Below are 20,579 nucleotides of genomic sequence, written 5' to 3'. Positions count from 1 at the left end.
AACCTCACTTACGGAACATTTTGAGCATGCGATGTGTTACAGCAAAGCCGCCAACAATATTAATACTCGCAATTAACACGGTAAAAACGGCAAACCATTTAATGGTGTCGTCTGTTGAGCTTATTTGAATTAAAGCACCGATAACAATAATGCTTGAAATGGCATTGGTTACACTCATTAAAGGCGTATGTAGTGCAGGCGATACACTCCAAATAACCATATAACCTACAAAGCAGGCTAAGACAAAAACGGTAAAATGAGACATAAAATCAGCGGGTGCAACGCCACCAAGCCCAAGCAATGCTAATGCACCGATAGCGGCGCCAATTATAGGTCCAAATACCGATTTCTTTTTCTCAACAACCGTGGGTTTAGGTGTAGCCGCAACCTTTTTAGGGGTTGCAGATAGTGTGGGTGCTGGTGGCGGCCAAGTTGTTTTTCCTTCAGTACATATAGTTGCACCTAAAACAACATCGTTTGTCATATCAACAAAGAGTTTGCCGTCTTTTTCTGGGGTCATTTCGGCTAACAGGTTGTATAAGTTATTACTGTATAATTGGCTCGATTGTGCAGCAAGGCGACTTGGTAAATCGGTGTAACCAATAATCGATACACCATGGCATACGGCAACCTTACCCGGGACTGTTAATTCACAGTTTCCACCTTGTTCGGCTGCAAGATCGACTATTACGCTGCCGCTCTTCATTGATGCAACCATCTCGCTGGTGATCAATTTAGGCGCTGGTTTTCCGGGTATGAGTGCGGTAGTAACAATTATATCAACGTCTTTAGCTTGCGCTGCAAACAATGCCATTTCGGCTTCGATAAATTCATCGCTCATTACTTTAGCGTAACCGCCTTCGCCTGAGCCGTCTTCATCTTTAAAGTCGAGCATTAAAAACTCAGCGTCCATGCTTTCAATTTGCTCTTTTACTTCAGCACGCGTATCAAATGAGCGAACAATTGCGCCCATACTTTTTGCCGCTCCTATTGCGGCCAAGCCTGCAACACCTGCACCAATTACAAGTACCTTAGCAGGAGCAACTCTTCCTGCGGCTGTAATTTGTCCGGTAAAAAATCGACCAAAATGTTGAGCTGCTTCTACAATTGCACGATAGCCTGATATATTAGCCATTGAGCTGCGAGCATCCATTTTTTGTGCTCGAGAAATACGAGGAATACTATCTATTGCAATGGCGGTGATACCACGCTGAGTTAAATCTTTTAGCATCTCAGGGTTTTGTGCCGGCCATAAAAAACAGATTAATGTTTGTCCGCTTTTTAGTAATGTATTTTCATCACCTTCAGGTGCTTGTACTTTTAGTACAATATCAGATTGTGCCCATACATCTTGTGCTGAGTTGACTATTTTACAACCAGCTTCGCCATACGCATCATCGGCATAATTAGCCGCCATTCCTGCACCAGTTTCAATGACGACATCAAAACCAAGCTTTGTTAATTTACTTACTACATCTGGGGTCGTCGCGACTCGTCGCTCGCCTGTGTGGATTTCTTTTGGAACACCAATTTTCATTGTCGAACCTCGATTTAAATGCCATGAAGAGGAATTAATATGTATCTAGGCGTTATGGAATTAGCGATACGATGAAATATGTTATTTACTAACATGTTTCCACCGTATTTATTGCTAGCTAAAGTGTAAAATCAATAACTACACGAGATGGTACTTTGCCATGTTCGAGTCTTTCGAATATTTCATTAATAGCGCTTAAAGGCTGTAATTCAATATCCGCCTTAACTTTGCCTTGTGCCGCAAAAGCGAGCGCTTCGGCCATATCTTTGCGGTTCCCAACAAATGATCCTTTAATGGTGATGCAATTTGCTACTACATCAAATAATGGCGTCGGAAACTCACCAGGTGGTAAGCCAACTAAAACACATGTACCGTGTTTACGGGTCATATTAACCCCTTGCTCAAATGCTGGTAGGGAAGGAGCCGTAATAAGTACGCCATGGGCGCCACCTTGCGTTATTTCTTTGACGGTGTCTGCTGCATTATCTGTTTTAGCATTTACGATTGCATCGGCGCCAAGTAAGGTTGCATGTTCAAGCTTGCTGTCATCAATATCTATCGCACACACTTTAAGACCCATCGCTTTGGCATATTGAATCGCTAAATGACCAAGTCCACCACAACCTGAAATTGCTACCCATTCACCTGGTTTAGCATCGGTTTCTTTAATACCTTTGTAAGTTGTAATACCAGCACAAATTATAGGGGCCGCTTGTACTGCTGATAAGCCATCAGGAATAAGTGCAACGTAATTAGGATCGGCAATAATATACTCGGCAAAACCACCATCTTTAGTGTAGCCACCAAACTCAGCATCAGGACATACTGGTTCATAAGCACTTAAGCAAAATTCACAGTGTCCACAAGCTGAATATAGCCACGGAACACCGACTCTATCGCCTACTTTTACGCTTGTAACACCTTCGCCAATTTTGGTAACTAGCCCAATGCCTTCATGGCCAGGAGTAAATGGTGGAGTTGGTTTTAATGGCCAATCACCGTTTGCTGCATGTAAATCTGTGTGGCATACACCGCAGGCTTCTGTTTTAACTAATATTTCCCCTGCATTCGGTGATGGAATATCTAAATCGCGTAGAACTAAAGGTTTGCCAAATTGCTCAACAACGGCTGCTTTCATTTTGTTATTCATAATCTTTCCTATTAATATTTAAGGGATTTTTATTGAACTGCGCTATTTAAAAAGGCGCATTAATGTCAACAACGTCGATTAGTTTGTGGTTAACAAACTCTTTAATACCCAAGCCTATTAATTCACGACCATAACCAGAACGACGAACACCGCCAAATGGTAAGTCGGCTTTTACCATTGTTGGATGGTTTACAAACACCATGCCGGTAGATATTTTTTTAGCGACTTCTAAGCCATGATCAGGGTTTGACGTAAATACAGAACCACCTAAGCCAAATGGAGAGTCATTCGCAATTCTAATTGCGTCTTCTTCATTTTTTGCACGAAATAACATAGACACAGGACCAAAAAACTCCCAGTTTCGAGCCGGATTATCTTCGCTAATATTCGTTAAAATAGTGGGTTGTACAAAGGCGCCTTGACTAGGTACTTTAGGGCCCACTTCAGTGGCTGTTGCACCAAGCTTTATTGCTTCGTTAATTTTAACTTTTAGTTCATCAGCTGCACCTTGTGATGACAATGGTGCCAAAGTTGTAGTTGGATCAAGCGGATCGCCTGCTTGCAACTTAGCAACACCAGCAGTATAAAGTTCAACAAACTCATCATAAACTTCATCTTCGATGATCATTCGCTTAGACGATACACATACTTGCCCACCGTTCCAGTGACGACCAAATACTGCCCAATTAACCGTTTTTTCCATTTCAGCGTCAGCAAGTACAACAAATGCATCTGCACCACCAAGCTCTAATGTAGACTTTTTAAGTGCTTTACCAGCGGTAGAAGCAACGATTGCACCAGCGCTTTCAGAACCGGTAAGTGCAACACCACGAACTAATGGATGAGAAATGATCATTTCTGTTTGGGAATGTGCGGCGTATAGGTTTTTAAAAGCGCCTTTAGGCAGACCAGCTTCGAGCATAAGTGCTTCAAATGCTGCTGCACATTGTGGAACAATACCCGCGTGCTTTAGTAGCATAGTGTTACCCGCTGACAATTGCGGCGCAATAATACGAGCAACTTGATAATACGGAAAATTCCATGGCTCAATGGCAAGCAATACACCAAGTGGTTCATGGATAATAATTGCCTCGCCCTCAGCTGGATCTGCAACGGGTAATTTTTCTGATGCGAGAAGCCTCTCAGTATTATTCGCGTAGTACTCTAAAATGGCTGCGGATAATTCAACTTCAGCCTTTGCTTCTGATGTTATTTTACCCATTTCTAAAGTTAATAAGTTGGCGTAACTAACTACATCTTTACGTAATAAGTCAGCCGCTTTTTGCATTATTTTAGCGCGAGAAGAGAAAGGTGTTTTTTTCCATGATTGAAAGGCAGAATCGGCATTTTCTATTGCTTGAGTAATTTCAGCATCAGTAGCATCAGGAAAGGTTTTTACAACCTCACCTGTATATGGATTTGTTGTTGCATAGCTCATGATAATATCCTCAGTTAAATTAAATAAGACTCTTATTTTAAAATGAATAACGCTTAGAAGCTGCGTGTATAATTATGGTAAAACAAGTACTAAAGTGAGGCTATTCGTGATGCTACGTAAATACATGTGGGAATCCACATCTTGAAAGTGTAATTATTGATTTTATTTATTTTTAATCACTCAGTTAGTTCTTGACGCGGATGGGAGTGATAAAGGATTATAAAATAATGCAGTGCGTAGTGGGTAAACGCACTAGTTATTAATCAACGAGGCGCTAGTTTAAATTCATCATGAATTACAGTGATAAAAAATCGAAAGTATTTTCCTCATCCCAATTAGCTATTTTATTGTATGCAATAATGGTAGGAATACTGGTTACGTGTTTGATGATTATTATAGTATTTCACATAGATTCCCAAGAGCGAATCCATATTGAACGAGTAACGCAAAGTACAGCTGAAGGTATTAAAACACTGCTTAAAGATGACTTGGAAGAGCGAATAACATCACTGTCAGAGTTATCTAAGTTGTCTTCGATATCAAGCGATATGCCACAAGGTGACTGGGAAATAATCAGTAAAACATTGTATGATTCGCAATATGGCTATCAAGCCATAGGTTGGATTGATAGATCATTACATGTGCGAAAAATAATACCAAAGCAAGGTAATGAAATAGCCATTGATTTTAATTTGGCATTAAATCCGCCTGCATTGTTAGCTGCAATAAAAGCACAAAATACAAAGCAAGCAGTAGTCACAACACCTTTGCAATCTATTCATGGTGGAGAGGGGCTTGGAATATATATTCCTGTTTTTAACACCAATGCAAGGAGTAAAAAACTAGAAGGTTTTATTGCAAGTGCGTTGATTTTTGAACCTTACATTAAAACAGTTGTGCCTGCTTTTTTACTTAAGGAATATCATTTTACGCTGTTTATTGATGGGCAAAAAGTATATTCAGATCAAGCAAATTCATTTCCTGTTACAAGCATTTGGGATAAAAAAGCATCCTATGATTTACAAGGTCATAAGTGGGAGATAAGCATATCGCCTAGTGATGAGTTTTTGTATATTGCTCACTATAAAATCATGAGAATTTTAATTTCACTTGGTATTTTTATTGCTTTTTTAATTGTGTTGGCTGCTTATACTTATTTATTTGCACGCAGTAAAATAAAAGACGGGCGATATAAGATTGAATATTTATTAAAAAACCTTCCCGGCATGGCATATCAGTCTTTTAATACTATGAGCTGGCCTATGATACTGGTTAGTGATGGGTGTGAAAGTTTAACTGGTTATTCTCGAGCTGAGTTTAAAAAAAATAGAATGCTGTGGAGGGAAATAATACATTTAGATGATTATGAGCGAGTACAGGCGTCACTTACAGAAGCTGTCAAAGAAAAACGCTCCTTTGAACTTGAATATAGAATTAATACCAAAAATAGTGGGATCAAATTAGTGTGGGAAAAAGGAGGACCGGTTAGTTCTATTTTTAATGGTGAAGTTATTATTGAAGGATTTATTAATGATATTACCCCTATTAAGCAGGCTGAAGCTGACCTAATTAGTAGTTACGCTTTTTCTGATGCAGTAGTAAATTCAGTTGTTGAAGCCGTTATTACCATTGATCAATACGGGCTTATACAAAGTTTTAATTTTGCTGCGCAAGCTATGTTTGGTTATACCTCAGATGAAGTAAAAGATAAAAACGTAACAATATTAATGCCTACATCATTTAGTAAACACCATGACCAGCATTTAGCTCAATATTTAAAAACGAAGCAGACGCATATTATTGGTGTGGGTCGTGAGCTTGTAGCTAAGCATAAAGATGGCACAACATTTCCAATTCACTTATCTGTAAGTGAAATACAGAATCATGAAAGTACAATGTTTGTAGGTTTGATTCGAGATATTACCAAGCAACGTGCGTCAGAAGACCAAGCTCGGCTTCATACTGAGCAATTAGCGCATACCGAAAGGGTCAATGCATTGGGTGAAATGGCAGCAGGAATTGCACATGAAATAAATCAACCTCTGACAGCTATTTCTCTTTTTTCTCAGACGGCAAAAAACTTTTGTGAGAAGGGGAGATTTGACAAACTCCCCTTAATATTTGAAAAACTAAGTTTACACTCTCGTCGAGCGGGAGCCGTTATTGAGCGTATGCAGTTAATGACCAAAAAAGGGCAACGAACAAAAGAAGTCATTGATTGTATATTTTTAATAAAAGAAGTAACAAACCTAGCAGAATCAGAAGCGCGACTTCGCAATATTACTGTCAGAATAATTACATGTGATGAACAAATTGATGTGTTTGTTGATCGGGTGCAAATAGAGCAGGTTATTCTTAATTTATTACGTAATGGTATGGAAGCTATGCAGTTAAATGCTTATAAAAATGATTCAAAAATAGAGCTCGAAATAAAATTGAATGGAGATAAATATGTTGAGATATCAGTTTCTGATACCGGTGCAGGATTACCTGAAGAAATGAGAGAGAAGTTATTTAAGCCATTTTCGTCAACCAAAGAAAATGGCACAGGTATCGGTCTATCTATATCTAAAAGCATTGTTGAAGAACATGGTGGGCATATTCACTTTTATGACAATAAGCCAACAGGAGCTATTTTTATGTTTACTTTGCCAGCACATAATAGAGGAGTCGTTTATGAGCGATAAGCAAAGCGTTTTTATAATTGATGACGATGAAGGTATTCGAGAAGGGCTTGAAATACTACTAGACTCTATTGATATTGACGCTCAGAGCTTTAGTTCAGGCGCTGCGTTTTTGGATGTATATAATGAAACCATGGCTGGTTGCTTAGTATTGGATATACGTATGCCTAAAATGAGTGGTTTAGAGCTCCAACAAAAACTCAAAGATTTAAATTGCTCATTACCAATAATATTTATTACCGGGCATGGTGATATCCCGATGGCTGTAGAAGCGATGCGTTTAGGAGCAATTGATTTTATTAGAAAACCATTTAATGAACAGCACTTGATTGACCGTATTAATGAAGCATTGGTACTTGATGAAAAGCAACATGAAAAATCACTCGATAAGCATAAAAATAAGATTAATGTTGAATCGCTGTCGAGTCGAGAACGTGAAGTGTTTGAGCGAGTGACTGATGGGGCAATGAATAAAGTAATCGCGTGCGATCTTAGTATTAGTGAACGCACAGTTGAAGTTCATCGCTCTCATGTAATGGAAAAATTAGGTGCTAAAACACTCGCTCAATTAGTGCGAAGTAAAGTTATGTATGAGCAATTAAATTAATTATCAGTTCATCTATTTAATAATGTTGAAATGACGCAGATTTTTAAACAGCCCTCATGTAGGTTGTTATCTAATATCTAACTAATTTAAATTATTATGTCTCGTTTATGCGAGGCTTTTTATTTAATGAAGTCGTAAATATTTAAACTTACTTTACGACCTTGTACTTATTAAGATACTGAACAACACTTTAGTTATTAATTTAACGGGTGAGTAGGTTATGTTGCAACCTAAAGACTGGCATTTAATACAATCAAAGGGAATTTACTTTGTTTTAATTACATTGCTAACAGTGAGTTTAAATGTTTTTTTGAATGATTCATTACACCAAAAAACTGATCGTTCGGGACAACAGCTTGTTAAGCAGATTTTTGATTTGAAAATAGATACCTCATTAAGTAATAAGGTCTTAATTGCGTTGGTAAAAAGCCAAAAATTCATGTTAAAACCAAATCCTTCTCCTACCAATTTTGAGCGTTTTTTAAGTGAAGAGCGTGAAGACTTTAAATATAAAACACTCAGTTTGAGCCTTTATCATCCGCCGATATGGGTAATGGAAAGTTATTTATTTATATTGCTTAACTTGGTTATTTTAGGTGCTGCTAGTTGGTATTATCGCTGGTGGGGTATCATAAAAGCAGCTAACTCATCTATCCCTTCAAAAATCATCGTGAAGCCAAGTTATCAGTCAAACAAATCAAAACTGCTTAATATTAACCAACCTAAAAACAATGAATTAAGTACTTTTTATGGTGTAGCATCGTTATACCATGGTTTATATATGCTTATAGAATGTGATTGCAGATTTGCTCAACGTATAGATAAAGAGATTACTTTTAAAATATTAGTTATTAAAATTTTTCCTGAATTAAAAGGGTTATCTGTAACGTTATTAAGTAACGAACGTCTTGCTATAACACTGTGTAATGTGCCTATTACAGAGCTTGATCGGTATATAGAACGTTTACATAAAGGTATTTTTACGGTGTGCCAAAATTATCAAGAAAATATTACAAGGAAAAATATCAAAATAGGCGCATGTGATTATCGACTTGGAGCTGATCAAGAAACTGTTTATCAGTTAGCAAAATCTGCTTTAACTTTATCTCAATCTAGCTTATTACAACATTCTCACCGGTTAGCTTTAAACCATAGCCAAGGAAAAGTAATTTCTAGAGAGGAAGTAATTGAAAATATTAAAAAGAATAAATTTATACTTTTTTTCCAGCCTTTATTTGAAATAAGCACTGGTGACATTTTACAACACGAGGCATTAATTAGAGTTAGGCATAATACGCATGGTTTACTTGCAGCTCGTTATTTTATTAATCAGCTCTACAGTAGCCAAGATGCGCTAATATTAGATAAAGCTGTTTTTACTCAAATTAAAAAGTTAGCACTGGCTGAGTCTTCACCTTTAACTATTAGTATTAATTTATATCTTAAAAACTGGCTCAATAAAGAGTTTTGGCAATGGGTTTCATCACAAATAAATGATTTGAAATTGAGTAACAAATTACAATTTGAAATAAGTGAAAGCGAATTTTTTATTCATCAAAGTAGTTTAATAGATATATTTAGTATAATTAAGAAAAGCAGGTCACAAGTTGTAATTGATAATATTCAAAGTAGTCAAAATATATCTAAACTAAGTAATTGCCAGGAGGTATGTGGATTAAAGTTGTCTTATGAGTTAGTTCATTTGGTGAACGAAAATACACAGAATCAAAAACAAATAAAAAAAATAGTTGATGCAAGCAACTTATTAAATATACCTGTATTTGCTGTAGGGGTTGAAACCCAAAAAGAATTATTGATGTTGGCAAAACTTGGAGTGGTTGGTGCACAAGGTTTTTATTTTTCAGAGCCATTACAAGAGCTTACTCAAGCTGCATTTCATTAAATTAAACCTCTATATTTAAGACCATCTAATCCTTGCATTCCACCTGTGTGAACTGCAATAATTTTACTCCCTTCAGGGAAGTAGTCTTGCTCTATTAATTGAAACAATGCATACATCATTTTACCACTATAAATAGGTTCTAAAGGTAGGTTGTAATTAATGTTCATATCTTGGCAAAACCGCCACAGCTCAGGCGTAAATTTACCATACCCTCCATCGTGAAAGTTTGTTAATAGCTGCCAATTATTTTGATGGTTAGCTTTAGTGCTTAACTTACGTATTTCATCTTTTAAATAATCAGCTTGTTTTAATACTGCAATACCTATGACTTGGGTTGCCGTTTCACTTCCTTCAATTAACCCTGCTAATGTGCCGCCACTTCCCGTAGGGCAAATTAAATAATCGTGTGCAGGCAGGCTTTGTACTAATTCTTCACAACCCAATAATGCATACGAGTTAGTTCCACCTTCTGGAATAATATAAGCATTGGGAAAGCGAGTTTGTAGTGAGTTTAAATATTCAGGATCATTACGTTGGCGGTATTCAAGGCGATTAACAACATGAAGTTGCATGCCGCATTGCTTCGCAAATTGAATTGTTGGGTTGTTGTGATCAAGTTCAGGCCCTCTAACAATGGCATGAGTTGTTAAATTAAACTCTTTACCAGCAGCAGCGCAAGCATGGATGTGATTCGAAAAAGCACCGCCAAAGGTCAGTAATTCTGTTTTTTTTTGCTTCTTCATATGGGCTAAATTGTATTTTAATTTACGCCATTTATTACCGCTTATTAATGGATGAAGTAAATCGTCACGTTTTACTCCTAAATAAATGTTTCTCTTTTTTAGAAACATCATATCTATTTGTTGAATATAGTTATTTTCATTTATATTGAATGATACTGACATTTTATCTCATTTATTAACTTGGCAAATTAACTAAAATGTACGACACTTATTTTATATTCTATTAACAATAGTAGCTATATGAAAGAAAAGATTTTTTCATGGTTAAATCGCAGTTTAGACCGAGATACAGCTATTGGTGTTGCTACGTATGCGCATACAGTTAATGCCGTGTGCTTAAAAAAACAACAAGGGCAATGGCAATTACACAGTTCGCATAGTGTAAATGTTTCTGAACAAGATGATTATACAGCCGCTATCGTTGCTTGCACAAATGAAGTTTGTACTGACATATGTTCAGTTAATTTAGTGGTCCCTCATTTCTTTTATCAAATAGTACAAATGGATAAGCCAACACTTAGTGATGACGAGATTATCCAATCACTACCATGGATTACAAAGGATTTTGTAGATATAGCGCCTGAAAATATAGTGGCTGATTTTATTGATTACCCTATTACTTTGTCTATGCAAAGTAGCAAAATGAATGTGTTTATAAGCGATAAACTGCAGTTGCTACCTTTTATAGATAGTTTTGCACAAACAAAACCTGTTCTGCGCGCCATGACATCTGAAGAAATGGTTTTGGTTACTCTGTTTGGGCACCATAAAGATGCACATATGCTCATCGTTCAGCATATTAATAGTGAACCTCGTATATTAATAATCAGAGATGGGCAGTTAGTATTGGTTAGGCGTTTAAATGGCTTTTTAGGCATTACGGATAAAGATCAAAACCAAGATTTAGTAGAAGCACTGGGTCTTGAAATTCAACGCTCTATGGATTTTTTTGAAAGCCAGCTCAAGCAACCTCCTATTCGCAGCTTACAATTGCAATGCGATGACTTATCTTCACTCACACTTAGGGCAGGGCTTGCTGAATTTTTACAGGTAAAAGTTGTCGATTTTAAACCTAATTTAGAGTTAGCTGAAAAATTAGATCCAAACTTTTATTATGCATTGGGTGCTGCTTATCAATTAACAGATCCGGAGTCTGTTATATGAAGACTAGGATTAATTTTTATCAAAAGTCCTTGCGGGTAAGGCGCGATCCTGTTCCGTTACAAGGGATGCTTACACTGTGGATTGGTGCTTTGCTTATTGTTGCAATAACATGGGCTTTTTACGCCTATAAAGAACACGCCAACAATCTTAATTTACAGCAAAGTGAAGTTCAGCTTAAGAAAGCTAAGGCTCAGTTACAGATTGCGAAGCAACAACTAGCTGAAAAACAAAATAAAACATTATTAGTTAATGAACTAAAAACGCTGCGGCAGGAAATCCAACATAAACAACAATTTTTTAATTATCTTGAAAAATCATCAGCTCAATCAATAACTGATTATGCTGATGTGATGAAAGATCTTGCGCAATATCATGAACCTAATATTTGGCTTACAGAAATAAAATTTGTTGGACAAAAAGTGATATTACAAGGGCAAACTCTACAGTCAAAATTTTTACCAATTTGGTTCAATAATCTAAAACAATCCCCTTTTTTTGCTGATAAAGAATTCTCAGTGCTCGAACTATCTACGCTAGATGGTATTAGTGAGTTTAATGTTGCAACTGATCTTCGTAATGAGGAAGTTAAACCATGAGCAAAAATACACCGATTCAAAATAAAAAAAGTAGACCAACATGGGTTAAGTATCAGGCTCAATTTGCTGCATTGCAAAAGCGCGAAAAATATTCAACATTATTTGTGGGTCTATTCATCGTTATTTATTTGGGCTTATGGTTTGTTATTTTCCCTCAGCAAGATGCTGTTATAAAAGTGAACGTAAAACAAAATAGTATCTATCAAGAACTGCAACAAACAAATACACAGCTTTCAATGTTAAACCAAGCTTTAAATTACGATTACACGAGAGTTTTACGTGGGCAAATAGAACAAACTAAAGAAGAGTTAGGTGTAGTTAATAATCAGCTTAATAGCTTTAGTCAGGGCTTTATTGCAGCTAAAAAAGTACCGGCAGTATTGAAAGATTTATTAATTAATAATTCTGATGTGCAGGTTGTTAGTTTTAAGGTAAAGCCAGCAAAGGGAATAGATGTAGATAAGCTAGGTGAACATGATGCACAAACGCTATTTTTTGAACATCAAATGGTGGTGACCTTAAAGGGTAGCTACTTTAGTTTGCAACAATATTTGGCTGCGCTAAAAAGTAATCAAAGCAAACTATTAATACAAGAGTTTAGCTATCAGGTTCAGGTTCATCCACAAGCTGAATTAACTTTACAAATTGCTACAGTGAGCGCAAATGAAAAATTTATCGCTTTATAGTTTTTGTACTTTGGTGCTGTGTTTTTTTTCATTGAATGCAACCGCACAGTTACGTGATCCGACTCAACCTTACATACAAGTAAGTAACGGGATGCCAGTCGCTCAAAATACAGAGCTTAAATTACAATCTATCATAAAAAAAAATACAGTATTTAAAGCTATTATTTCGGGTCAGCTTTATCAAAAAGGTGACACGGTAAACAATTTTCGGGTGCTAAGAATTAACTCTAAACAAGTTGTATTAGCAAATGACGATAAGCAAATAAAATTAGAATTATATGACTATGAAATTAAAAAATAATTTATCTAGCCCATGGCTTGTTCTTTTATTATTGCCAACGTTTTTAACAGCGTGCCATAGTTTTAAGCCAGGTAAAGAACTTAAAAATCATATCGAACAAGAGCTTGTTGTAGATACAACTAAGGCAGTTGCGCCGTTAGAAATGCCTAATGAATTAACGCAAAGCTTATTATCATCTATAAATAGTGAGCAAAGCATAAGCGATGACTTAGCAATTAAGCGTTTTGATGTAGCTGCTAATGATGTTGAAATTGGTGCATTTTTTGCTGGCTTAACTGACGATACTCCATTTAGTGTTGCTGTTCATCCTGAAGTTAGTGGCACTATTAGTCTTAACCTAAAAGCGGTAACTTTTAATGAAGTTATTGCGGTTATTAAGCGAATGTACCCTTTAGATATCGTTAATGAGGGTCGTATTGTACAAGTGCTACCAGCTAAAATGAGAACAGAAACAATACCAGTAAACTATTTAATGATGCAGCGTAATGGGCTGTCAACAGTAAGTGTAGTTGCTGGTGGTGTAAGTCAGTTTGCACAAAATAGTGGCAGCTCTAGTGGCTCAAGTAGTTCTAATCAAGGTAGCCAAGAATTTGGTGGTGATGATCAAAGCTTAGAGTTAAATGGATCTCGTATTCAAACAATTAATAAAAATGATTTTTGGAAAGAATTAGAGCTTGCTCTTAAATCATTAATTGGCAGCAGTGATGGTCGTTATGTTGTTGCAAGCCCGCAAGCTAGCTTAGTAACGGTTAATGCATTACCAAGCGAAATTAGGCAATTAAAAGAGTTTTTACGCCAAAGCCAAGAAAATTTACAGCGCCAAGTTATTCTTGAAGCAAAAATAATAGAAATCACCTTAAAAGATGAATATCAACAAGGGGTTAACTGGGAACGTATATCGAGTGGATTAGAAGGCGGTGTTTCGTTTGCAACAACTGCTGGTACAACAATTAGTAATAGTATATCTGCTGTTTTAGGTGGGGCATCGTCGTTAACAATCCAAAAAGGGGATTTTAACGGAGTTATTAACTTACTCGAGACTCAAGGTGATGTGCAAATGCTCTCTAATCCTCGAGTAACTGCAACAAATAATCAAAAAGCAGTTATAAAAGTAGGTCAAGATGAGTATTTTGTTACCAATGTGTCGAGTACTACGGTAACAGGTACTTCTACTACAACGTCTCCTGAAATTGATTTAACTCCTTTCTTTTCGGGTATTGCATTGGATGTAACGCCGCAAATTGATAAATACGGTTCAGTTATTTTACATGTCCATCCTTCTGTAACTGAAACTGAAGAGCAATTAAAAGTAATTACTTTAGATGATCAACGTTTTGAGCTACCACTTGCACAAAGCAATATAAGAGAATCAGATACTGTAATTCGCGCACAAAGCGGCGAGATAGTTGTTATTGGTGGTTTAATGCAAACTACCACCGAAGATGAAGAGTCAAAAACACCTATTTTAGGTGACATTCCAATTTTTGGTAATTTATTTAAAAGCATACGTAAACGTCAAGAGAAAAAAGAGTTAATCATTTTAATTAAACCAACCGTTGTAATGCCAGACACTTGGAAAAAGCAACAAGGTGAAAGCCGTAAGCTTTTAAATACTTGGTATGAGAACTAACCATGTATTTAAGTTTTTTTAAACTAAGTGAAATGCCTTTCACGCTAACCCCAAATACTAATTTCTTTTGTGCTCTTGCGCCTCATCATGAAGCAATGCAAGTACTTACAACAGCGATTGAAATGGGTGAGGGGTTCATTAAAGTAACTGGTGAGGTTGGTACTGGTAAAACACTACTTTGCAGAAAGTTATTAAATCAAATTGAGCCTGACTATATTGTTGCTTATCTGCCTAATTCTTACTTAAGCCCTGAAGAACTTCGTTGGGCATTGGCTGTAGAACTGGGTATGGAAGTAGATAAAACATTGGATCAGCAAGCGCTCGGACAACTTATTAATCATTACTTACTCGATCTACAAGAAGATAATGAACGTGTAGTGCTTTTAATAGATGAAGCGCAGTGCCTTAGTTGGGAGACATTGGAAGCTCTTAGGTTGTTTACAAATTTAGAAACAGAAAGTGAAAAGTTAATCCAAGTTGTATTATTTGGGCAACCAGAATTAGATGAAAAACTTGCTAATAATAAGGTAAGGCAATTACGCCAACGAATTAGTTTTTCTTACTCGTTAAGAGCTATGACTGCTGCTGAAGTGATTTACTATATAAATCATCGATTACAAGTTGCGGGCTTTAATCAACCTCCATTATTTAACAACGCAATGGGTTTAAAAATAGCTCGAGCTAGTAGAGGGATCCCAAGATTAGTAAATATTTTATGCCATAAAGCTTTATTACAGGCTTACGGCGAAGGGGTAAATGAAATTACTACTCGTCATGTTCAACTTGCTATAAAAGACACCGAAGATTGTGCTAAATACCGTACTGGTCATTATTGGAGCTATAGTGCGATTGCATTCACTGTTTTAGCGATTGCCGCTATATGGGTATGGAGGCAGTGGCTATGAGCGTTATAAATAATATGCTTAAAAATATTGAGCAACGCGAAGCTAAACAAATAGCAGATCAAGATGCAGTCGGGGTTAATATTAAACCTATTTACGACATACAAAATCTACTCTTTAAAGTTTTAATAATACTCATTGTTTTGAGTGTGATTTTTATAGCATATCTATACTTGCCAACAGCAGAAAAAAGTAAAAAGCCACAACAAGAATTAACCGTAACATTAACGTCTAGCCTACCAGAGACTGAGTTAGAAATTCAAAAAGATGAAAACAGAGCGCTTGTAGTTGATGTTTTTAATGATCTTAACGATTCTGGTTTGCAAGCCAAAGAGCTTCCCATAGAAAATGTTAATGAGAATGACATAGAGCCTTCTAGTACAAAAGAACCCATTGAACTTGTTGTTAATAAATTAACGACAGAGGCGGCTGTAATAGCTAAACAAGATGAATTAAGAAGCGTAGAAAATGTGGATGAAGTTTTATCAGTGGCTGAAACGGTTGTTATTGATTTACCAAAACCCAAGCCTGTGAAAGCTAAATCTACGAATAAAATGACTAAAAGCTCAACGCCTTCTAAATCTCAAGAAGAATTAATTGCAGAACAATTAACAGCAGCTAAGCAGGCAATTCAGTTTGGTTTGTATGATGAGGCAATTAGTGACCTTAATAATATTTTACTTCAGTCATCGAAAAATATAGATGCTAGAAATTTACTCGCCTCAGCTTATTTTCAGCAGCAAGATATAAACTCCGCACAACAGGTTTTACAAGCTGGCATTAGCCAAAACCCAGATGTTTTAGAGTGGCGTATTATGCTTAGCAAAATTTTGATTATGCAGCAGCAATATAAAGAGGTGCTACTGCTATTAAGTGAAGACTTTGAAGTGAACGCTAACCTTGATTTTTGGGTATTACAAGGCACTGCAGCTCAAAGTGCTAATCAGCATACCAAAGCACTAAATAGCTTTAGGCATCTTACCCAATTACAGCCCAGTCAAGCAAAATGGTGGCTTGCTTTAGCAACCTCTAAAGACGCTTTGGGTGAATACCCTGATGCTAAGCATTTATACAAAATAGCTTTAGATTTGGGTGGGTTAAACACGGCAATGACTCAACATGCATTACAGCGCTTAGTTGCATTGAAGGAGGCAGTATGAGACCTAGTTTAAAAATGCGTTTAGGTGATTTACTTGTTCATGAGCATATGATTACTGAGGCGCAGTTGAATGAAGCGCTAAATGTTCAGGCTGCAACAGGTCGAAAGCTAGGGTCTACACTTATTACACTTGAGTTTATTAGTGAGCCTCAGCTATTACGTTTTTTAGCACAGCAGTTGCAAGTTCCATTTTTAGATATTTCTCAACGTAAAATATCACCTGATGTATCTAAGCTTTTGTCAGAAGTATATGCCAGAAGATATAGAGCGTTGGTAATTGAAGATAACGGTGATTCTGTTTTACTCGGTATGAGCGATCCGGCTGATTTAAGAGGGTTAGATCAGCTAGCACCTATGCTGGCTCCAAAGCGAATTGAGTTAGCAGTAGTACAAGAAAGCCAGATAATGGCTGCTTTTGATAACGTATATCGCCGAACTCAAGAAATAACGAGTTTTGCTGAGCAATTACATGAAGAATATGAAGACGTAGAAGAGTTCGATCTTAATTCCCTTGGTGACGAAACATCAGATGCAACCGTTGTTAAGTTACTGCAATCTATTTTTGAAGATGCGGTACAAGTGCGTGCATCTGACATTCATATTGAGCCAGATGAAGGCCTGCTTCGTATTCGCCAACGTGTAGATGGGGTACTGCAAGAGCACATTTTAAACCAAGTGAAAATAGCATCGGCACTCGTTTTACGTTTGAAGTTAATGTCGGGCTTAGATATATCTGAAAAGCGACTTCCGCAAGATGGACGTTTTAACATTAAAGTGCGCAGTCATAGCATTGATGTACGACTTTCAACGATGCCAGTGCAGCATGGTGAATCTGTTGTTATGCGTTTGCTTGATCAATCTTCAGGTATATTGTCGCTAGACGAGACAGGTATGCCTGTGCATATTTTAAAGCGTGTGCGCAGTATTATTAAACGTCCTCACGGTATGGTACTTGTAACAGGACCAACCGGTTCGGGTAAAACCACTACGCTTTACGGTGCATTAAGTGAACTTAACCAGCAAGAAAGTAAAATTATTACCGTAGAAGACCCTGTTGAATATCGAATTGGACGTATAAACCAGGTTCAAATAAATAATAAAATAGGTTTAAGTTTTGCGAGTATTTTACGTACTGCTTTAAGGCAAGATCCCGATATTATAATGGTCGGTGAAATGCGTGACCAAGAAACAGTTGATATAGGTCTTAGGGCTGCTTTAACTGGTCATTTAGTTTTATCTACATTACACACCAATGACGCTATTACTAGCGCTATGCGCCTAATTGATATGGGCGCGCCTGCATATTTAGTCGCAAGCTCACTACGTGCCATTATAGCTCAGCGCCTTGTAAGGCGCGTTTGCAATGATTGCAAAATACCATATCACCCAGACAAACAAGAAACGAGTTGGCTTAAATACCTTGGTGAAGATATTTCACATTCGCAATTTTTTAAAGGGCGAGGTTGCACAGGGTGCAATCATAGTGGTTATAAAGGGCGAGTTGGTATTTTTGAGTTGCTTGAAATGGATGATGCAATGATGGATGCATTGCGTGTTAATGATACTCAGAAATTTGCAAAAGCGGCAAAAAATAGCGCTAACTTCACACCCCTTTCAATGATGGCTTTAGATTATGCTAAGCAAGGAATTACCTCGTTAGATGAGGTGTTTAAAGTAGCAGAGTATATTCCCGAGATAGTCGGGGGCGATGATGCAGCTGTATAGCTACAAAGCCAAAGATATGAAAGGCATGCTTGTAAAAGGGCAACTTGAAGCAAGTAGCCAAGCGGGTGTTGCCGATAGTCTAATAAGACGTCAATTTATACCCATTTCAATTACATTAGTTGAAACTAAAAATAACATTAAAATTTTCGATAATTTATTTGTTGAAAAAATAGGTTTAGAAGACATGATCATGTTTTCTAGGCAAATGTATTCATTGTTAAAAGCGGGTATTCCTATTATTAGAGCAATGGTAGGTTTAGCTGATACAACCCAAAACAAAGAATTCAAAAATGTATTAATAGAAGTCACAAAGCAGCTAGAGCAGGGGCGTGATTTATCTAGTGCAATGTCGATTCATAATAAAGTATTTAGTCGCTTAACTATTTCTATGGTGATGGTAGGTGAAGGGTCTGGTCGATTAGAAGATGCATTTTACCAGCTAGCTATTTATTTTGAAAAAGAACAAGAAACACGTAAGCGGATAAAGGCTGCGATGCGCTATCCCACTTTTGTAATTTTAGCGCTAGTTTCCGCGATGATAATTTTAAATATTTTTGTGATCCCAACATTTGCCAGCATGTTTACAAAATTTGGTGCAGAACTCCCCTTAATGACTAGAATATTAATAGGGACTAGTAATTTTTTCGTTAATTACTGGTGGTTACTAATTATTATTTGTGTTGGCTGCGTTGTAATGTGGAAGCGTTATTTAAACACAACTGCAGGGCGTTTTAAGTGGGATCAATATAAGCTAAGAATTCCTTTCATTGGTGACATTTTAAAGCGTACTTTGCTTGCACGTTATAGCCAAAGCTTGGCAATGGTACTGCGCTCAGGTGTACCAATGACAACAGGGTTATCACTTACTGCACATGCGGTGGATAACAGTTATATGGAAAAAGCGATTATCACTATGCGACATGATATTGAAAAAGGCGATAGCTTGCTTAGGGTTTCTCGGTCGAGTGAATTGTTTTCTCAACTTGTTTTACAAATGGTTGCTGTAGGTGAAGAAACTGGACGTGTAGATGAGCTTTTGCAAGAGGCTGCTGATTATTACGAGCGCGAAGTCGATTATGATTTACGTAGTTTAACAGCAAAAATTGAACCTATTTTGACGGTGTTTGTAGCCATTATGGTGCTCATTTTAGCATTAGGTATATTTATGCCAATGTGGAATATGATGTCAGCTATCAAAGGTAATTAAAGTGACTACACTCATTACAGCTAATCATTCAAAAGGTTTTTCGTTATTTGAGTTAATTATTGTTGTTATTTTACTGGCAGTAATTCTGAGTTTTGCTATACCTCAATATATAGGTATTAAAAATCAAGCACATAATTCTAATGTTGATGCTGTTGCAGGCGGATTTTCCTCTGCTATAAGTATGGTACGCGGTCAATGGGAGTTAGAAAGAAGACCAAACGGTGCATTACATACAACATTTGTTAATTATGGAGGGGTAATCGTCGGAGTTGATGGGTCAATAGGTACACCAACGAGTGATGAAACAACAAAAATTGATACACGTGCTCAGGCTATGGATGCTGCTAAATGTCGTCAGGTATTAAATGCTATTTTACAAGACGCACCTAGTAGTACATTAAGTGATGAAATATCAAGAATAAAAAATGTTATTTTTTTAGTTAGATACAACGCAAAAAGTACACAATGCATCTATTATTTAACATATATTCTTGATTCTGAAAACATACCTAAAAATGGTGCTATTGCATCAGGGAATATAGGTTTTTCGTACTTTCCAATAACTGGAAAAGTACACATATTTAAAAATTAAGTAATTATTAAAAAGAGGCTTACTTATGAAAACGCAATCGTTAAAAAATCTACCTTTAAATAATCAAGCAGGTTTTACGCTTGTTGAATTGATTATTGTAATTGTTATTTTAGGAATTTTAGCTGTAACAGCAGCGCCGCGATTCTTAAATCTACAAGGTGATGCAAATGCTTCAACATTAGAGGGGCTACAGGGGTCTATTCGTAGCGGGATGAACATAGTTAACGGTAAATCTATTATTGCGAGTGACCATAAAAAAATAGCCGCATCTGTTATTGTGGACACTGGTGCTAATGTTCCTACCGTTTATGGTTATCCTGCAGCAACACAACCTGCCTTTGAAGCTTTTTTAGATGTGAGTTTTGCCGCTGATGATTCGGCTGACTTTAACTTAGCCGTTGTAGGCACTAAGGTTATTCTGTTTCCAAATAGTTATGTACAAACTGACGATTGCCGAATTGAATATACAGAAGCAACATCAGCAGCAGGAACCGCGCCGGTAAGAACTATTATTACACCGCCGATTGTCACTTTAGTTACAGAAGGCTGTTAATT

The 20,579-nt window shown here is 36.8% G+C and carries 18 protein-coding genes; 14 read left to right on the top strand and 4 right to left on the bottom strand.

Annotation, left to right across the window (positions count from 1 at the left end):
* Positions 1–4 precede the first annotated feature (4 nt).
* The 3 genes from GQR56_RS05545 to GQR56_RS05535 form a co-directional block, all read right to left on the bottom strand.
* A complete protein-coding gene (locus GQR56_RS05545; RefSeq protein WP_166109414.1) occupies positions 5–1,537 on the bottom strand; it encodes a Re/Si-specific NAD(P)(+) transhydrogenase subunit alpha in 1,533 nt (510 codons plus the stop codon).
* Positions 1,538–1,655: 118 nt separating this feature from the next.
* Complete coding sequence (adhP, locus tag GQR56_RS05540; protein ID WP_197113038.1) at positions 1,656–2,675, bottom strand: alcohol dehydrogenase AdhP; 1,020 nt, start codon at positions 2,673–2,675, stop codon at positions 1,656–1,658.
* A gap of 58 nt (positions 2,676–2,733) precedes the next feature.
* A complete protein-coding gene (locus GQR56_RS05535) occupies positions 2,734–4,125 on the bottom strand; it encodes an NAD-dependent succinate-semialdehyde dehydrogenase (protein ID WP_024612880.1) in 1,392 nt (463 codons plus the stop codon).
* A 290-nt stretch (positions 4,126–4,415) separates the two neighbouring features.
* On the opposite strand from GQR56_RS05535, the gene GQR56_RS05530 reads away from it, so the two are divergent.
* The 3 genes from GQR56_RS05530 to GQR56_RS05520 all read left to right on the top strand — a co-directional run bounded on the left by GQR56_RS05530 (position 4,416) and on the right by GQR56_RS05520 (position 9,319).
* On the top strand, positions 4,416–6,812 hold the full coding sequence (locus tag GQR56_RS05530) for a PAS domain S-box protein (protein WP_024612879.1): 2,397 nt from the start codon (positions 4,416–4,418) through the stop codon (positions 6,810–6,812).
* Positions 6,802–7,416: a response regulator gene (locus GQR56_RS05525; protein ID WP_024612878.1), complete on the top strand. Its 615-nt coding sequence runs from the start codon at positions 6,802–6,804 to the stop codon at positions 7,414–7,416. Before GQR56_RS05530 ends, GQR56_RS05525 begins: the two co-directional genes overlap by 11 nt.
* A gap of 583 nt (positions 7,417–7,999) precedes the next feature.
* Positions 8,000–9,319 carry an EAL domain-containing protein gene (locus GQR56_RS05520; protein ID WP_240920911.1) on the top strand — a complete coding sequence of 440 codons (1,320 nt, stop codon included), beginning with the start codon at positions 8,000–8,002 and terminating at the stop codon, positions 9,317–9,319.
* On the opposite strand, the gene GQR56_RS05515 is transcribed toward GQR56_RS05520, so the two are convergent.
* Entirely contained in the window at positions 9,316–10,224 is a 909-nt protein-coding gene (locus tag GQR56_RS05515; protein ID WP_166109411.1) for a pyridoxal-phosphate dependent enzyme, read from the bottom strand. The two genes, GQR56_RS05520 and GQR56_RS05515, sit on opposite strands and share 4 nt — an antisense overlap.
* 78 nt (positions 10,225–10,302) lie before the next feature.
* Between GQR56_RS05515 and GQR56_RS05510 the strand changes: the two genes are divergently transcribed.
* Genes GQR56_RS05510 through GQR56_RS05460 form a run of 11 tightly spaced genes read left to right on the top strand, consistent with a single transcriptional unit; the run spans position 10,303 to position 20,577 of the window.
* Positions 10,303–11,226, top strand: a complete 924-nt coding sequence (locus tag GQR56_RS05510; protein ID WP_166109410.1) for an MSHA biogenesis protein MshI — start codon at positions 10,303–10,305, stop codon at positions 11,224–11,226.
* Positions 11,223–11,822: a PilN domain-containing protein gene (locus GQR56_RS05505; RefSeq protein ID WP_240920910.1), complete on the top strand. Its 600-nt coding sequence runs from the start codon at positions 11,223–11,225 to the stop codon at positions 11,820–11,822. Before GQR56_RS05510 ends, GQR56_RS05505 begins: the two co-directional genes overlap by 4 nt.
* On the top strand, positions 11,819–12,508 hold the full coding sequence (locus GQR56_RS05500) for an agglutinin biogenesis protein MshJ (protein WP_166109409.1): 690 nt from the start codon (positions 11,819–11,821) through the stop codon (positions 12,506–12,508). The genes GQR56_RS05505 and GQR56_RS05500 overlap by 4 nt, the downstream gene beginning before the upstream one ends.
* Positions 12,486–12,809 (top strand): general secretion pathway protein GspB, encoded by a 324-nt coding sequence (locus tag GQR56_RS05495; RefSeq protein WP_166109408.1) that lies wholly within the window; start codon positions 12,486–12,488, stop codon positions 12,807–12,809. Before GQR56_RS05500 ends, GQR56_RS05495 begins: the two co-directional genes overlap by 23 nt.
* Positions 12,787–14,439, top strand: coding sequence for a pilus (MSHA type) biogenesis protein MshL (mshL, locus tag GQR56_RS05490; RefSeq protein WP_231613161.1), 1,653 nt, complete (start codon positions 12,787–12,789; stop codon positions 14,437–14,439). The genes GQR56_RS05495 and mshL overlap by 23 nt, the downstream gene beginning before the upstream one ends.
* 2 nt (positions 14,440–14,441) lie before the next feature.
* Positions 14,442–15,344 (top strand): AAA family ATPase, encoded by a 903-nt coding sequence (locus GQR56_RS05485; RefSeq protein WP_166109407.1) that lies wholly within the window; start codon positions 14,442–14,444, stop codon positions 15,342–15,344.
* Complete coding sequence (locus GQR56_RS05480; RefSeq protein ID WP_166109406.1) at positions 15,341–16,501, top strand: tetratricopeptide repeat protein; 1,161 nt, start codon at positions 15,341–15,343, stop codon at positions 16,499–16,501. The genes GQR56_RS05485 and GQR56_RS05480 overlap by 4 nt, the downstream gene beginning before the upstream one ends.
* On the top strand, positions 16,498–18,225 hold the full coding sequence (locus tag GQR56_RS05475; protein ID WP_166109405.1) for a GspE/PulE family protein: 1,728 nt from the start codon (positions 16,498–16,500) through the stop codon (positions 18,223–18,225). Before GQR56_RS05480 ends, GQR56_RS05475 begins: the two co-directional genes overlap by 4 nt.
* Positions 18,212–19,432, top strand: coding sequence for a type II secretion system F family protein (locus GQR56_RS05470; RefSeq protein ID WP_166109473.1), 1,221 nt, complete (start codon positions 18,212–18,214; stop codon positions 19,430–19,432). The genes GQR56_RS05475 and GQR56_RS05470 overlap by 14 nt, the downstream gene beginning before the upstream one ends.
* Before the next feature lies 1 nt (position 19,433).
* Positions 19,434–20,024, top strand: a complete 591-nt coding sequence (locus tag GQR56_RS05465; protein ID WP_166109404.1) for a prepilin-type N-terminal cleavage/methylation domain-containing protein — start codon at positions 19,434–19,436, stop codon at positions 20,022–20,024.
* Between the two features lie 25 nt (positions 20,025–20,049).
* Positions 20,050–20,577, top strand: coding sequence for a prepilin-type N-terminal cleavage/methylation domain-containing protein (locus GQR56_RS05460; RefSeq protein ID WP_024612865.1), 528 nt, complete (start codon positions 20,050–20,052; stop codon positions 20,575–20,577).
* Positions 20,578–20,579 lie beyond the last annotated feature (2 nt).

This window comes from Pseudoalteromonas sp. Z9A5 (genome assembly GCF_011378875.1).
Lineage (GTDB): Bacteria > Pseudomonadota > Gammaproteobacteria > Enterobacterales > Alteromonadaceae > Pseudoalteromonas.
This window is presented reverse-complemented; position numbering and strand designations above follow the sequence as displayed.

Excerpts from the sequence above, each read along its gene's own strand:
- GQR56_RS05545 (WP_166109414.1), bottom strand. The coding sequence starts at position 1,537 with ATGAAAATTGGTGTTCCAAAAGAAATCCACACAGGCGAGCGACGAGTC.
- adhP (WP_197113038.1), bottom strand. The coding sequence starts at position 2,675 with ATGAAAGCAGCCGTTGTTGAGCAATTTGGCAAACCTTTAGTTCTACGC.
- GQR56_RS05535 (WP_024612880.1), bottom strand. The coding sequence starts at position 4,125 with ATGAGCTATGCAACAACAAATCCATATACAGGTGAGGTTGTAAAAACC.
- GQR56_RS05530 (WP_024612879.1), top strand. The coding sequence starts at position 4,416 with ATGAATTACAGTGATAAAAAATCGAAAGTATTTTCCTCATCCCAATTA.
- GQR56_RS05525 (WP_024612878.1), top strand. The coding sequence starts at position 6,802 with ATGAGCGATAAGCAAAGCGTTTTTATAATTGATGACGATGAAGGTATT.
- GQR56_RS05515 (WP_166109411.1), bottom strand. The coding sequence starts at position 10,224 with ATGTCAGTATCATTCAATATAAATGAAAATAACTATATTCAACAAATA.
- GQR56_RS05510 (WP_166109410.1), top strand. The coding sequence starts at position 10,303 with ATGAAAGAAAAGATTTTTTCATGGTTAAATCGCAGTTTAGACCGAGAT.
- GQR56_RS05505 (WP_240920910.1), top strand. The coding sequence starts at position 11,223 with ATGAAGACTAGGATTAATTTTTATCAAAAGTCCTTGCGGGTAAGGCGC.
- GQR56_RS05500 (WP_166109409.1), top strand. The coding sequence starts at position 11,819 with ATGAGCAAAAATACACCGATTCAAAATAAAAAAAGTAGACCAACATGG.
- GQR56_RS05495 (WP_166109408.1), top strand. The coding sequence starts at position 12,486 with ATGAAAAATTTATCGCTTTATAGTTTTTGTACTTTGGTGCTGTGTTTT.
- mshL (WP_231613161.1), top strand. The coding sequence starts at position 12,787 with ATGACTATGAAATTAAAAAATAATTTATCTAGCCCATGGCTTGTTCTT.
- GQR56_RS05485 (WP_166109407.1), top strand. The coding sequence starts at position 14,442 with ATGTATTTAAGTTTTTTTAAACTAAGTGAAATGCCTTTCACGCTAACC.
- GQR56_RS05480 (WP_166109406.1), top strand. The coding sequence starts at position 15,341 with ATGAGCGTTATAAATAATATGCTTAAAAATATTGAGCAACGCGAAGCT.
- GQR56_RS05475 (WP_166109405.1), top strand. The coding sequence starts at position 16,498 with ATGAGACCTAGTTTAAAAATGCGTTTAGGTGATTTACTTGTTCATGAG.
- GQR56_RS05470 (WP_166109473.1), top strand. The coding sequence starts at position 18,212 with ATGCAGCTGTATAGCTACAAAGCCAAAGATATGAAAGGCATGCTTGTA.
- GQR56_RS05460 (WP_024612865.1), top strand. The coding sequence starts at position 20,050 with ATGAAAACGCAATCGTTAAAAAATCTACCTTTAAATAATCAAGCAGGT.